The organism is Kitasatospora sp. NPDC003701 (assembly GCF_053587085.1).
Genome location: NZ_JBSFNM010000031.1, coordinates 55,848 through 69,125 on the forward strand (window position 1 = coordinate 55,848; position 13,278 = coordinate 69,125).

Annotated in this window: 13 protein-coding genes; 2 read left to right on the top strand and 11 right to left on the bottom strand. The window is 72.4% G+C overall.

The features are described 5' to 3' along the window. Window positions 1-263 precede the first annotated feature (263 nt). Both ACWDRR_RS26045 and ACWDRR_RS26050 read left to right on the top strand, forming a co-directional pair. Window positions 264-722 carry a hypothetical protein gene (locus ACWDRR_RS26045; protein ID WP_449774642.1) on the top strand — a complete coding sequence of 153 codons (459 nt, stop codon included), beginning with the start codon at window positions 264-266 and terminating at the stop codon, window positions 720-722. After that, window positions 719-2,428 (top strand): hypothetical protein, encoded by a 1,710-nt coding sequence (locus tag ACWDRR_RS26050; protein ID WP_449774643.1) that lies wholly within the window; start codon window positions 719-721, stop codon window positions 2,426-2,428. The genes ACWDRR_RS26045 and ACWDRR_RS26050 overlap by 4 nt, the downstream gene beginning before the upstream one ends. 223 nt (window positions 2,429-2,651) lie before the next feature. Here the strand turns inward: ACWDRR_RS26050 and ACWDRR_RS26055 are convergent, their stop codons facing one another. The 11 genes from ACWDRR_RS26055 to ACWDRR_RS26105 all read right to left on the bottom strand — a co-directional run bounded on the left by ACWDRR_RS26055 (window position 2,652) and on the right by ACWDRR_RS26105 (window position 13,255). Further along, complete coding sequence (locus ACWDRR_RS26055; RefSeq protein WP_449774644.1) at window positions 2,652-3,095, bottom strand: hypothetical protein; 444 nt, start codon at window positions 3,093-3,095, stop codon at window positions 2,652-2,654. 35 nt (window positions 3,096-3,130) lie between these two features. After that, window positions 3,131-4,054 (bottom strand): replication-relaxation family protein, encoded by a 924-nt coding sequence (locus ACWDRR_RS26060; protein ID WP_449774645.1) that lies wholly within the window; start codon window positions 4,052-4,054, stop codon window positions 3,131-3,133. A gap of 184 nt (window positions 4,055-4,238) precedes the next feature. After that, window positions 4,239-4,712: a hypothetical protein gene (locus ACWDRR_RS26065; protein WP_449774646.1), complete on the bottom strand. Its 474-nt coding sequence runs from the start codon at window positions 4,710-4,712 to the stop codon at window positions 4,239-4,241. An 84-nt stretch (window positions 4,713-4,796) separates the two neighbouring features. Then, the gene (locus ACWDRR_RS26070; protein ID WP_449774647.1) at window positions 4,797-6,077 is read right to left on the bottom strand and encodes a hypothetical protein; all 1,281 of its coding nucleotides are present in this window, start codon (window positions 6,075-6,077) and stop codon (window positions 4,797-4,799) included. 180 nt (window positions 6,078-6,257) lie between these two features. Then, window positions 6,258-6,992 (bottom strand): hypothetical protein, encoded by a 735-nt coding sequence (locus ACWDRR_RS26075; RefSeq protein WP_449774648.1) that lies wholly within the window; start codon window positions 6,990-6,992, stop codon window positions 6,258-6,260. An 81-nt stretch (window positions 6,993-7,073) separates the two neighbouring features. After that, window positions 7,074-8,096 carry a hypothetical protein gene (locus ACWDRR_RS26080; protein WP_449774649.1) on the bottom strand — a complete coding sequence of 341 codons (1,023 nt, stop codon included), beginning with the start codon at window positions 8,094-8,096 and terminating at the stop codon, window positions 7,074-7,076. 135 nt (window positions 8,097-8,231) lie between these two features. Next, window positions 8,232-9,260 (bottom strand): phosphoadenosine phosphosulfate reductase, encoded by a 1,029-nt coding sequence (locus tag ACWDRR_RS26085; RefSeq protein ID WP_449774650.1) that lies wholly within the window; start codon window positions 9,258-9,260, stop codon window positions 8,232-8,234. Between the two features lie 447 nt (window positions 9,261-9,707). Then, window positions 9,708-11,435: a hypothetical protein gene (locus tag ACWDRR_RS26090; RefSeq protein ID WP_449774651.1), complete on the bottom strand. Its 1,728-nt coding sequence runs from the start codon at window positions 11,433-11,435 to the stop codon at window positions 9,708-9,710. A 121-nt stretch (window positions 11,436-11,556) separates the two neighbouring features. Beyond that, a complete protein-coding gene (locus ACWDRR_RS26095; protein ID WP_449774652.1) occupies window positions 11,557-12,033 on the bottom strand; it encodes a hypothetical protein in 477 nt (158 codons plus the stop codon). A 19-nt stretch (window positions 12,034-12,052) separates the two neighbouring features. Then, window positions 12,053-12,772 (bottom strand): hypothetical protein, encoded by a 720-nt coding sequence (locus ACWDRR_RS26100; RefSeq protein WP_449774653.1) that lies wholly within the window; start codon window positions 12,770-12,772, stop codon window positions 12,053-12,055. A 132-nt stretch (window positions 12,773-12,904) separates the two neighbouring features. Next, on the bottom strand, window positions 12,905-13,255 hold the full coding sequence (locus ACWDRR_RS26105; protein WP_449774654.1) for a hypothetical protein: 351 nt from the start codon (window positions 13,253-13,255) through the stop codon (window positions 12,905-12,907). Window positions 13,256-13,278: the final 23 nt, after the last annotated feature.

Below are 13,278 nucleotides of genomic sequence, written 5' to 3' on the forward strand. Positions count from 1 at the left end.
ACAGGCGTTCGCCCTGCGCATGCGCAATCACCCCACTGCGCATGCGCAACGCCCCGGCCTGCGCATGCGCAACGCCGACCCGCCCTGCGCAACGGCGCCCGCCGCCGGCACAAGCGCCGGGCCGGCCACCAAGACATCCCGGATCCCCTGGTGCGCGGAGTTGTACAGCCGTTACCGGACGGGCCCTCAGCACCAAGCTCCGCACCAACAGTCGCGGGGTTACCTCGGGCATCGAACCCGTACGAACCGAGGAGCCGTCCGCGATGCCGCCCCTTCCGATCCTGCTGTCCGCCCTCGGCGTCCCGACCGCCGCCGCGGTGCTGACCGCGGTGGCTTTCGTCCACCGCCGGCGGACGCGGACCGCCCCGGCCGCCCTGTCTCCGGCGCTCCCGGCCCGGCCGCCGTGCCATCCCCTTCCCCCGCGCTGGTACCGCAGCGAGTACGAGGCCGTGCTCGTCGTTCTCAGCGAAGGGCGCCTGCACATCGCCCGCTTCTGGGCGAACGGCCTCATCGAGGACTGCCTCCTGGCGTTCGGCGAGCACCACCCCTACACCCGCCAGGCCTCCGAGCTCCTCGTGGCCGTCGTCCAGGCCGCGATCGCGGACATCGACCGCAACATGCTGACGGCCGCCGACGACCCCTTCAACACGGTCGTCCACCAGCCGAACGGCACCGCCCCCGCCAGCACCTCCGGCGCCGACAGCGGAATGGGGCAGCGGTGACCGACTTCCTCGTCCAGCTGTCCACCGGAGCGGACGGCGCCCTCGACTGCAACGGCCTGGACTACATCGAGTTCGACGTCCGCATCGCCCGCGACCCCTCCTGCCCCGCCACGAGCAAGGCCGCCTACATGGCCCTGGCCGCGTTCGCCGACATGGAGCACCACATCACGCTCACCGCCGAATCCGTGGCCGGCTGGTCCCCCGAACGCCGCCACGCCCTGCTGCCCTACCGCAAGACCGTCGCCGCCTGCATGGGCCGCACCGCCAACACCTTCGACCGCGCCGTCGCCGACCTGGTCGGCCGCGAGGTCCTCATCGTTCAGCCCCAGCAGAACCCCGACCACCCCGGCGCCGACGCCAACCTCTACCGGCTCACCGACCGCGAACGCTGGGCCCGCCAGGTCCTCGAACGCGCCGCCAACCCGCCCCAGACCCACCCCCTGCTCGGCGCCGACGGCCGGCCCGTACCCCGCGTCCTGCGCACCCCCGGCATCGACTTCATCAAACTCGACGCCCGCATCGCGACCTGCGGCTGCCGCACCCCGAACTACAAAGCCGTCTACGCCGCCATCGCCTCCTTCGTGAACCTGACCAGCCGGGCCATCACCGAACGCCCGCCCACCATCCGCGAACTCATGGCCTGCACCGGCCTCGGGCGCACCGCCGTCACCGACGCCCTCGCCCAGCTGCGCGCCGACGGCGTCCTCCTGATGAAGGAGCAGTACGCCCCCAAGCTGGAAGGCGGCGGGCGCCTGCCCTCCAGCTACGCCCTCCTCGACGGCCGGCTGTGGCGCGCCCGCGCCGCCGTCCGCGAGGAGCGGGAGATCGCCCAGTTCACCGGGGGGTCTACCCACCAGCCGGACAGGGGGGGTCTACCCACCACGCGGACGGGGGTCTACCCACCAGCCGGACAGGGGTCTACCCACCACGCGGACACCATTAATAGAAGTAGTGAGAACCGTGACGGCGAGCCCCTTCCGGACGCCCGTAGGGCTGCTACAGGTGGTAAGGCGCGCGAGCCGCGCGCGGCCCGCACCCCCAAGCCCGCCGCCCGATGCGGCTCCGCCGCCGACCGGACCAAGAAGCCCCGCACCAAGACCATCCGCACCGCACCCTCCCGCCCCGTCCCCGGGGAGGAGACAGTCTTCGCGGCCATCGACGCCCTGGGCGTCAGCAAGCACCCCGCGCTGCGGGTGCCCCCGCTGCGCCGTGCGGTGCGGGACCTGCTGTCGGCCGGCCGTACCCCCGAGCACGCGCTGGCCAGGATCAACGCGGGCTGGTGGAGGGCCGGCGCGCCAGAGCGGGTTGCCAGCGGCGAGATCCGCGGAGCGGTCGGCTTCCTGGCCACGGTCCTGAGCCGACAGGAGTGCGAGCGGCCCGACTGCGAGCGCGGAGTCCTGCTCGCCTCCGGTGAGGAGTGCCGGGCCTGCGGGCTTCGGGAGACGGAGCGTCAGGCCGAGGCGGCCCGGCGCCGTCTGGAGGAGCAGACCGTCGACCAGGACGCCGCCAGTGCCGGGGCTGTGGCCGACGTGCCGGTGGCCGCCGGACAGGCCGGCACCGCCGGGCCGGTGACCTGGAAGTGCCAGGCACCCGGGACCGAAGGCCTCGGGGCAGGGGTGTGCGGGCGGCCGGGCCGCGGCACGCCTCCTCCGCTGGCGATGTGCCCCGACTGCCTGGACGACCTCCAGCGGGCACTCGCCCACTGAACGGCGACCGCCAGGCGGTCGGACGGAAACGCCGATGCCCTCGCCCCGTGAGTACGGGGCGGGGGCATCGGCTTGTCACGGTGCAGCTGTCGTGCGGATCGGGGGAGGGGGAGCAGACGGCGATGGCCCGGCCGGAACCGGGCCCGGACGACGGAACGGGGCCGGGCGGCGGCGCGGATCGTGTCCGGCCGTCCGCTTCCGACCCTGGCCGCCAGCGGCCCGCTCAGGCGGACTTTCCGCGCCCGACGCCTTCCCGGGCGGCACCGGCAGCCCTCAGCACTTCGCCCCAGGGAGCCGTACGTCCGTCGGCGAGCAGCAGGTGAACGGCCTCCGCCACCGCGAGGGCCTCACCGACGAGGCCAGGCGCGAGGTCCGACGCGCCGTCGACCGAGGTGATGACGACCCGGCCCGGCAGGAAGTACGTCGCGTCGTAGGCGATGTCCAGGCCGCGCCAGACGCACGCCAGCGCGGTGGCGATCGGGTTGTCCGGCAGCCTGTCGTGCTGCCCGTTGCCATGGAGGTGCATCGTGGCCTGCCGGTGGTAGCAGCCGGGTGCGGCCGGCCCGGACAAGCGGGAGGTGATCGACCGGTCGCGGGTGGCCCGGTCGTCGGGCAGGGCGATGACCTCGACCGTGCCGTCGGGGTCGATCTGCAGGGCCTGGGGCACCGGAATCTCCTCGGACAGTGGTTCGGACAGCGGGGCTACAGCTCCATCCAGCCGCAGGCCGGCCGGTCCGGATCAGTGAGGGACACCCACGCGGGAGACGACGGGCTGAGGTCCGGCCGCTCCTTCGTCGGGTTGATCTCCTCCAGCAGGGCGGCGCCAGCCTTCACCTCCTGGAGCATCTCGACGACCCGCCGATGGCCGCCCGCGGCGGCCTGGAGGTCCTCGATACGGTTGAGCATGGTCCTCCGGGAGCCTCCGGCGAACACGAACAGCAGCCGCGGGAACTTCGGGTAGTACTCCGTCCACAGCGGCGCGGCCTGGGAGCTCTCGATGGTGGGGCGCCGTCCGCCCCCCTGGAACGGCCGCAGCTGCCAGAAGCGGGCGTAGGCGGTGAGCTTGCCAGTCAGCTTCTCGCTTCCGTACGTCGCCCGGTCGACCTCGACGAAGGCCCGCAGGTGCACCCGGCCGTCCGGGCGGTTGGCCGTGTAGCGCATCAGCGCGTCCGCCCGCACCGCGTCCGCCTTGCTACGGTCGGACAGGCGGTGCATGGTCTCCGGCGCCCAGTCGAGCGGGCCGTAGTCGTCACCCCGCCGGCGGGCATCCGCCAGGAACGCGAGGTGAGCGGCCAGTACCGCCTGGGAGTGCGGGAGCAGGATCCGCGCCGTCACGTCGGCCAGGTTCTGCAGCGGACTGGTGCGGTCGCTCACCTCCGGCAGCTCCGCGGCCACCGACCGGCCCCGGTCGGTGAGGTAGTGCAGCAGGGCGGTACGCGGCTGGCGCAGCGTCACCGCCTCCACCAGCTCCTCCTTGCGCAGCATCCGCAGCTGCTGGCGGACGTAGCTGATGTCCTTGTCGGGGCAGAGCATCTCGTGGAGCTGGGACGTCGTGGCGGAGCGGTGCTGGTAGAGCGCCGCCAGGGCCATGTAGGCCAGGGCGCTGGGCGCGAAGGTCGGGTTCACCAAGAACCTCCTCGGGATTCGGAGCGGAACACGCCACTCAATCCCGCGACCCTTGGTGGACACCTTGGAGGCAGGAACGTCCCGGAGCACGAGTCCGTAACGCCTGCCTCCAAGGTATCCGTCCTTGGTGGCCGTACGGCCACCAAGGTTGTCGCCGCCTACGCCGGGGGAGGCGGCGACGGTTTCAGGGAGCAGCGGCCAGCGGGCTCTTGGTCCACTCGCCGCCGGCCTCGCTCCGGTGGAGAAGCGCCGCAACCGGGCGTCCGGGGTTGTTGCGGCGCATGTACTCCAACCAGTTCTCCCGCTGCTCCTCGGTCGTCAGCAGGACGCTCTGCCCGTCCTCGTAGAGCACCCCCCACAGGCAGAGGTCGTCTTCGTGCTGCTGGACCTCGTCGATGTGGGCGTTGTGCAGGTCGCAGCCCCTGCCACCCACGGTCTCCCACCACTGGTCGACCAGGTGGTCGTGGTCCCCGTAGAAGGAGCGCATGCTCGTGAGGTCCTTCGCGACTTCCTGGAGTTCGGGGGACTCGAAGCGCGGGGGGTAGTTCTCGTAGGCGTAGGAGAAGCCCTCCCTGTCGACCTTGCTGTCGAAGGCCACGAGCTCCATGAAGTCGAAGTCGGACAGGGCGGAGGGGTTGTCGATGCCGGTGTCGGTCATGCCGATCTCCCTGAGGTTGTGTGTCGGGTGGCGGGGGTGCCGCCGGCGGATGCTCCCGCTGCCGGGAGCGTCGGTCCGGCCCGCCTACGGCTGCTCCGGCCCCCGGGCCTCGCGCAGGTACTTCTCGGCCGTGACCGGCTTGAGCCCGAGGACCGCGGCCAGCTCGTCCGCCTCCAGGTCCGGGTTCTTCGCCAGCAGCTTCCGCGTGCGCGCCAGCCGCTGCTCCGCCTCCTCGCGCTTCGTCGGCTCGCTGGGGTCACGGCGGTAGGCCGCCGCGGTCTCGGCGGTCACCCCGAGGCGTGCGGCCAGGTCCTCGTCCGTCAGGTCCGGGTTCTCCCGCAGGAACTTGGCGGCCTGGGCCCGGCGCTCGGCCGCCTTGTCCTCGGGGCGGGCGTTCTCCCGGCCGAGCTCGTTGAGGTACCTGTTGGCGGTGGTGTACCCGATGCCCAGGTGCCGGGCGACCTCGCCCCCGCTGATGTCCGGCTCGGCCTGGACGAGCTCGCGCACCACCGCGCGCCGGTGCTCGGTCTCCTCCCGGTCGGAGGTGTCGGAGCCGGCAACCTCCTGGAGGTAGCGGAACGCGGCCCGCGGGCTGACTCCGACGATGCCCGCGATCTCGGGGACCGTCAGCTCCGGCCTGTCGCGGTGGAGCGCGTTCACCTGCGCGCGCCGCTCCTCGCTCAGGGCGATGATCTCCTGCATGGACTCACTGGGCGTCCAGGTGCTGTTCTTGCTTCCGGCCGGGCGGTGGCCGCCGGCGTTGTCCCCGACCCTCCGGCGCTGCTCCGCGTCCCAGCGCACGATCGTCTCCCGGAACCAGAAGTCCATGCCGAAGAAGGTCCGGTCCGGGTCCGGCAGGCTGGTGACCTTGGTCCTGGCGTAGTAGGACTCCCAGGTCTTGGGCGTCGGGCGGCGCTCCTCCGGCACCGCCAGGCGGGCCTCTTCCAGCGTGAGGAGCTCGTGGCCGCTGACCCAGTCCTGCAGGTCCTGCTCGCCCATGGCGTCCAGGTCCTCCATCGTCAGGCCGACGACGGTGCCGTCCTCCTCCTGCTGTTCGAGCCAGCTGCGGATCAGGCCGCGCAGCTCGTGCTCGGTGTAGGAGCTGTAGTCCGGCAGGCTCGGGATGGCCTCCGGGACGATCTGCGGGCGGTCCTTCTTCATCCGGGTCACCGCCTTCTCCTTCTGCAGGTTACGGATGAGAACCTCGGCCTGCTGCAGGTCGTAGAGCGCCTTGCTGCCGCGGCCGCCGCCGGCAACGGGGGTGAGCTGCGCGTAGGCGCCCATGTTGCTCAGTGAGCGGACGTGCCAGCCGGCCTGGGCGGCGAGCTCCTCGCGGTCGATGACCTCGCGTCCGAGCATGATCATGTTGTCCTCCTGAGGGACTGGGTGGGGTTTGGGCGAGACACCCAAAGTGACAAGACTATGTCTACCATGAATTTTACATCGAAGCTACTCCCGGTGCGCCGTCCCCAGCCCCGAGATGCCGCCGAATCCGGAAACGGCCAGGCCTGACGGTGCGACGGCCCGATCCGGTGCCGGAAGAAATCACCCCCGCGCACGCAACGGCCACGGCGTGTCGGCGACGGCCATGCGCGAGAGGACGGCGAGGGCCAGATCGGCGCCGCACACCTGCACGCCGGCACCGCCGTGGCCGCCTCCCTCGGTCCCGAGCGCACGCAGCCCGTGCGGCGCCTGTCCGAGCCGGGGTACGGGCGCCCAGGCCGGCCAGGAGCGCGCCGCCGGCGGCGCGCCGACCCCTGGGGTCCCGGCCGGCTCGGCCGTGAGCGCCACCTCCAGCGACAGGGGATCCACCCGAGCGGTCAGGCAGCCCCCGGGCAGGTCCAGGACCAGGCACTGCCGTCCGACGTGCCGCACGAACCGGCCCGGCACGGCCGCCGCCAGGTCCCGCAGGAGGTCGCCGGCGGCCTCCGCCCGCTGCTCCTCGGACAGAGCCCGGGCCAGGCCGGCGTCGAGCCGAGGCAGGTGCGAGCGGACGGCGGCCTCCGCCAGGCGCTCGGGAAGGGCGCCGGCGCCGACCGCGATGGCGAAGCCGCCGCCTGCAGCGGGCCAGGGCGCGAGGGCCACGCCCTCCGGCAGGGCCGCCAGCAGCAGGGACCGCTGTCCGTCGCCGACCGAGGCGGCCTCGTGGCCGCGGAAGGCGACGTCGGGTTCCCGCCGGCTGCGCCAGGCCCGGCCGGGCCTGGCCGGCAGGTGGGCACCGACTGCGCGCGCCAGGTCGAGGCAGTCGACTCCGCCGGGCATGCGGTGGGGCTGCGACATGATGGGGCTCCTTGTCGAAGGGTGGGCCGGCCCGGACGGGTTCGGCGGGGTGGGGCGGCGCCGTGGCGGGCGCCGCCCGGTTCAGGAGAGGCCGGGGCCGACCAGGTCGGGGCCCAGCGCGTGGACGTCGAAGGTGATGAGGCTGCGCGGGATCCTCTGCTGCTTGGACACGTAGACCTGCTGGACGAGACGGCCGACCACGATCACGCGGCGGCCGGGCGGCAGGGAGGCCGCCGCTTTCGCGGCCGGGCCCCGCACCGTGCACCGCAGCTTCTCCGGCACCTTGTGGCCGCCCGTTCCGGTGCTGCCCTGCTCGTGGGCGATGGTGAACAGGACGACGGTCTCGCCCGCGTCGTTGGTGCGGGAGTCGATCGCCGCGATCGGGCCGATGAAGGTCTCAAGGCGATCCGGTACCGGGTCGAGCTGGACGAACGAGGACGTGCCGGGCTCGTGATGGGGCGCCTGGTGCAGCGCCGCCCGGGCCTTGCGTGCCCCCTCCGAGTTGCTCTTGCCCCGCGCCCGCCCGTGGATCTCCCGCACCTCGGCGAGCAACGCGTCGGCCTCGTCCCGGCGCTGCGCCGTCTCCGCCTCCTGGTCGTGGGCCGCCTGCGAGCACAGATGAGAGTGCGCGCCCTCGATCTCCGCCAGTACGACGTTCACGGCCGCTGACACACCCGCGCGCAGCCGCTTGCGGGAGAATCCCCACTTGCCGTCCTCGGACTCCAGGAGCACCAGTGAGATCGCGGGCCAGCCGCACTCGTCCAGCGGGCCGAGCAGGACGTCGAGCTGACAGGTCACCCGCGTGTCGTGCAACGGCTGCCACTCGTACCAGCTCCAGGCCGTGCGCGAGAGTAGGAACGCGTAGGCGTTTTCGTCGGTCGGGTCCTGGCCGCTGGCGTGCAGGTCACCGACGTAGGCCGCCAGATGGGAGAGCTGCCAGCCGATGGCGTCGAGGTGCGGAGCCGGAACGGACATCGTCAGGATGGACACCGCGCCGGAGTGCCGGGAGATCCGCAGATGCAGCACCAGCAGGTCGTTCGAGGTGTCCCGCTGCCGCTGGGCCGGATGCACCTTGCGGGCGGTGGCTGAACGGGGCGAGGACATGACGGTCTCCTTGCGTAATGGTTCGATCGCCTTCCGGTAGCCAACCGGCCTGACAAGAGAAAGGCTACCATGAATTAGTCATTAAGTCCCAGTGTGGGAGGCCCATCCCATCCGGATTCCGGCCACGTACCCGCGTCAGAGATCGACCACCGGCAGCAAACGGCGCGGCGGGGCGGAAACCGACAGCTCCGGCAGCCGGCGCGGCTCCTGCTCCAGCGCCCAGACCAGCTTCTCCATCATGCGCGCGAACTCGGGCCCCTCGTCCTCGATCACCACCCCCGGCGCCGGCGCACCGGGCCGCCTCGACAGCGCGATCAGATCGGCCATGCTGACGTCCGGTCGGAAGGTGTCCCCCCGCACCTCCTCCACCAGGGCGATCGCCTCCGCGATCCGCGGCCGCCGCCGCGCCCCCAGCAGGCTGTCACGCCGGCTCGCCAGGAAGCAGCTGGAGCACGAACACCGGCTCGACCCCAGCCAGTCCAGCGCCCCGGGCTCCGAGTCGTAGCACCAGTGCCACTCGTATGCCTGCTCCACATGGAGCGACTGCACCCGCGCCTTCGACCACTCCTTCACCGGCAGCCACTCGTCCACATGCCGCGCCGAGTTCGACTTGACGGTGCGGTAGGACAGCCGCTGAGATCGGTCCCTCGACTCCTCACCCCGCAGCCCCAGCACCTTCAGGACCCGCACCGGCCGGCCCAGCACCGGCCGCAGCCGCTGGACCTCCGGTGTGTGCGAGGACTCCTCCAACTGCTCCTTGAAGCCCTTCGTGCAGTAGCGCGTCCCCAGACGCATGAACCGCCCGTACAGCGCCACGTAGGTCAGCAGGTCGTAGGGCTCCAGACCGCCGGCACCGTCGTCGCGCATCTTGGTGCGCTCCATGTGCCGCTCGCGCGGAACACCGGACTCGCTGCTCTGCTGCGCCGCCAGCTCGGCGACGCTGGCGTAGCGGCGGCCGCCGAAGGTGACCGACGGCCACTCCATCGGGCCGAGCGAGGCGTGGAACGTCCAGACCCGGTCGGCGACGCCGGCCGCTTCGGCGGCCTCCATCAGCGCGTGCTGCATGGCGCGCGAGTCAGCGCCGCCCGACAGGTTGCCGCAGATGATGTCGTAGTCGGTGAGATCCGGCACCGGGCCGGAGGTGATCGTGGTGATGCTGTTCATCAGCTTCCTCAGGGAGAGCGGAAGGGCGCACGGGCGGGCGCCGGAAGAGAAGGACTTGGGGTCGGTGAGGCGAGGGCCCGGGAGCTGCCGCTCGGGACCCGGCCCGGGGAACGGCTGGGTGCGGGCCCGCGGCCGGGGCGGGACGGCCGCTCGGAAGGCGGCCCGAGCGGACCGGAAGGGCTGCCGCTCCCGGGCACGAGCGCCTTCGGGGGACCAGGCCCGCTCACGGAGGCGCCGCCGCCGGCTCTCCGGATGCGCTATCGTTTAAGTGCCTCCGCGACGGGTTGAGCTCAGCTCCCCCTCGGCGTGGTGGTTCGATTGGAACGGCGCTGGGTTAGCCCCCTCCCGCAAGGGACCCGCAAGGGCAGCGCCGTTCTGCGTTTGCTGCTGGCGCACGATGCCGCCGGGCAAGTGAGGGGCGGAGCGTTGCCGCCCCGCCCCGTACCCCTACGCCTGCGGTGCCGGGTCCTCCTGGCTGTCCGGCACCTCGTCACGTCCGACCGGGCCCGAGTCGGCCCGCTCCTCGGCCCCCGCGCTCGGCGCGCCGTCCGCCTCGGACTCCTCCTGGACCCCGTCGCCCCGGTCGTGCCCGGCCTGCTCCGGTCCGGCCTCCTCCTCGTCCTCCCGGCCGGGCTGCTCCGGCAGGGCGGCCTCGGTACTCGGCCGGGACTTGGACTTGGCCGCCTCGGCCTTCTCCTTCTTCTCGACGGTGGCCACCATCTCCTTCTCGATCGCCGACAGGGTGTACCCCTCGGCCTTCAGGAAGCGCAGCCACTCGGCCGTCCAGCCGTCCGCCACGGCCCAGTGCTTCTTGCGGCTCATGTGGAGTTCGAAGGCCATCGCGACCTGGGCGAAGACCGCGTTGAAGGTCCGGCGCTGGCGTCGCAGGCGGGCGTTCAGGCCGTTGAAGAAGCCCCGGGGCCGCTTGTGCACCTCCGACTTCAGCGGCTCGTCGAAGAACGCGGCCAGCAGCTTGGCGTTGCCCGGAGAGACGGCCTCCGCGTACCAGGTCGGCATCTCGGTGACCACCTGCATGGCCAGGGCGACGGCACGGTCCGGCAGCTTCTCCGTGACCAGCTTCTTGACGAACTTGCCGCGCACGCCCCGGGCGCTGGCCTCCTTCGCGTTCTTCTCGGCCACCTGGGCGTTGGTCAGCTGCCCCGGCTTGGGGGCGAGGTCGGCCCGCTTGTGCTTGTTGGCGCGCCAGTCGGCGCAGGCGAACACCACGTCCCCCGACCAGTCCAGGGCGAAGGCCCGACCCGGACACTGGGCACTGTGCTGCTCGGCGTCGAGCGGCCTGCCCTCCCCGTCGAGCAGGTCGGCCAGGAGCCGGTCCGTGCTCCCCGGCTCGTACCAGGACCGCTTGTGGACCTCCACCAGCCCCCTGGCCGCCCACTCGGCCCGGATCGCCGCCTTCGCCGCCCGCTGCTCCTTCTCCTGGAGGAGTTCCTGCATGGCGTGCTGCCAGTTGCCCCTGTCCTTGGAGCCGGACCGGACGTCCTCCTTGCGGGCCCTGGCCAGGTCCTCGACCGCCCCCGGCACGTCCGCGACCTCGGCGAGAGCGATCTGCTCCTCCAGGTCGAACTCGTACTGGGCGGACTTCCGCTGCACCTCCTTGGGCAGGGCGGTCGCCTTGTGGGCGTTCCTGACCTGGTCCACCGTCAGACCGGCGGTCGTGGCCGCCTTTTGGAGAGCGGCGTCGTCCAGCCCGAGCAGGTTCAGCTGCTCGGCGGCCTGGACGACGTCGGGGAGGGCCATCGCCTGGCGGAGCAGGTTCTCCTGGAGGGACTTCGCGACGGCGGCCGCGACGACCTCGGCGGACTGCCCGATCAGGTCGGCGCGCACCATGCAGGGGACGGCGAGGATGTCGTCCTCGCGGCCCTCGTCGACGCACTTCTGGGCGGCGGCCTGGGCGCTGAGCATGCGCCGCTGGCCCGCCACGACGCCGTAGGTGCCGTCCAGGAACGGGCGGACGATCAGGGGGATCTCGACGCCGTCGGCCTCCACGGAGGCCAGCATCGCCTCGTCGGGGGCGGTGTCCTGCGTGCGGACGTTGTACTCGTCCAGCACGAGCTTGCGCGGGTCCAGGTAGTGCAGCTCGCCCACGCTGCGGTAGCGCAGGCCGTCGGCGGTGCGGGGCTCGGTGTCGACGGTCTCGGGAACGGTGATGGTCATGCGGTGTGCTGTCCTTACGTGGTTCGATTGCCTTCCGGGAGCCACCCGGTCTGACAAGAGAAAGACTACCATGGATAATGCATCGAACAAAGGGGGTTCGGTGCCTTCCAGGGACGGCGCGTCAGTCCGGCGAACCACCGGGCAGCGCCTCGGGAGCCACCGTGTCCTCGCGGCCCCATTCCGCCGCCATCAACCAGTGCCGCTCCCCGGCGTGCCGGCGCAGCAGCGGCCTGCCGCGACGCTGCGCGGCCTGCTCGGCGCCCTCCCAGTCGTCGGCGAACAGATCCAGGCTGCCGTACCGGCCGGGGACCGCCCAGGCGCACGCACCGGCGCGCTCGGACGGCTCGTAGAACACGGTGTCGTCCTGCACGTCGACCCGCAGCGGAACGGTGCCGCGTTCCGCCGGCCGTTCCACCAGGGCCGGGTGGGCGGTGTCCAGGTCGATACTGACCCGCAGCTGGCCCAGCTCGTCGACGTAGGCGAAGACCATGACGCCGGCCACGGTGACGGCCGGGAGAGTCTCCGGCTCGTCCCGCCGTGCGGGCCAGAAGCGGGCGGTGCGGTTGAACTTGGCGCGGAGCCTGGCGGAGATGGGCATGGGTGGTCCCCCGGGTCGGTCAGTAGCGGTCGATGTGGAAGGCGGGCGACGGCAGCAGGGAGATGACCAGCGAGGCGTCGAACGGCGGCTCCTGGTGCTCGCTAGCCTCCGCGAGGTAGGCGCGGACCATCTCGGTGGCGAAGCTCTCGCCCGGCTCGCGGAGACCGAAGTCGACGGTGCGCCGGCTGTGGTCGACCCCGAGGACCTCCACGCCGTTCGGCGACCACGACGTCTTGCCGTCGTACTCGTCGTAGGTGCTGAGGCTGCGCATCTCGCGGGGTGCGGGCCAGCCGCGCTCACGGCACACCTCGGCCAGGTGCTCGGCGGCCGCCAGCACGGCGCGGCGGTGCAGCTCGGAGTGAGCCGCCGCGATCAGCGACTCCAGGGCGGTGTCCCGCATGAGGTGGAGCCGCGTCGGGCCGTGGCTGGTGGCGCGCCGGCCGAGAAGGCGGCGCCGGATCCGCGTCCAGGGGCGGAGTCCGCGCGTGCGGACGTTCCGGGCGCAGCCGGGCGCGTCCAGCTCGATGCCGCGCAGCTTCCCGTCCGGGGTGCGGAGCGAGGCCTCGGCGTCCTGGGCGTCGATGCCGACGTAGACGGTCCCGTCGTCCTGGACCCGGAAGCCGACACGGAATCCGGCGGCGGCCAGCACGGGAAAGCTCTCCGGGCAGGCCGGGTCGACGGGCAGGAGGTAGGCGCCGGCGTGCAGTGCGGCGATCTGGCGCTCGGTGAGGGTGGGCATGGGTCTCCCCTGTGTTCGGTGGTGATGGGAGGCGGGAGGCCTCCGGTGGCGCGGCGCACCGGGTGCGCCGCCCGGTGGGCGGCGGCCGGACCCACGCGCGGTGGGCCCGGCCGCCACCCGTCAGGGGAGGTGTCAGCCGGTGGCGACGGTGAGGCAGACCAGGGGCACGCCGCGCAGCCGGAAGTTCTTGGTGCCGGGCGGCACCTGGAACTTGGTCTGGCGAGCCCACCGCAGCTGATCGGTGGAGTCCTCGTCCAGGTCCAGATCGGCGCGGTCGCCGTCGATCGACGCCACGGTGCCGCTCAGGCCGACGAGGTACTTCTGCTTGATGCCGCGAGTGGTGACGCGGGCCTCGACCACGACGGCGGCCGCGCGGACCTTGGCCAGCATGTCGCGCCGGTCCCTGACGGCCGCGCCCACGCGGTCGAGGTCCGCCTCGGTGGCGTCGGTGAGGATGAAACGGGTTGCGTCGGCAAGCGACACGGGGCCTCCAGTGGTGCTGTTGC

Coding starts and splice junctions, on each gene's coding strand:
- ACWDRR_RS26045 (WP_449774642.1), top strand. CDS start 264: ATGCCGCCCCTTCCGATCCTGCTGTCCGCCCTCGGCGTCCCGACCGCC.
- ACWDRR_RS26065 (WP_449774646.1), bottom strand. CDS start 4,712: ATGACCGACACCGGCATCGACAACCCCTCCGCCCTGTCCGACTTCGAC.
- ACWDRR_RS26070 (WP_449774647.1), bottom strand. CDS start 6,077: ATGATCATGCTCGGACGCGAGGTCATCGACCGCGAGGAGCTCGCCGCC.
- ACWDRR_RS26075 (WP_449774648.1), bottom strand. CDS start 6,992: ATGTCGCAGCCCCACCGCATGCCCGGCGGAGTCGACTGCCTCGACCTG.
- ACWDRR_RS26080 (WP_449774649.1), bottom strand. CDS start 8,096: ATGTCCTCGCCCCGTTCAGCCACCGCCCGCAAGGTGCATCCGGCCCAG.
- ACWDRR_RS26085 (WP_449774650.1), bottom strand. CDS start 9,260: ATGAACAGCATCACCACGATCACCTCCGGCCCGGTGCCGGATCTCACC.
- ACWDRR_RS26090 (WP_449774651.1), bottom strand. CDS start 11,435: ATGACCATCACCGTTCCCGAGACCGTCGACACCGAGCCCCGCACCGCC.
- ACWDRR_RS26095 (WP_449774652.1), bottom strand. CDS start 12,033: ATGCCCATCTCCGCCAGGCTCCGCGCCAAGTTCAACCGCACCGCCCGC.
- ACWDRR_RS26100 (WP_449774653.1), bottom strand. CDS start 12,772: ATGCCCACCCTCACCGAGCGCCAGATCGCCGCACTGCACGCCGGCGCC.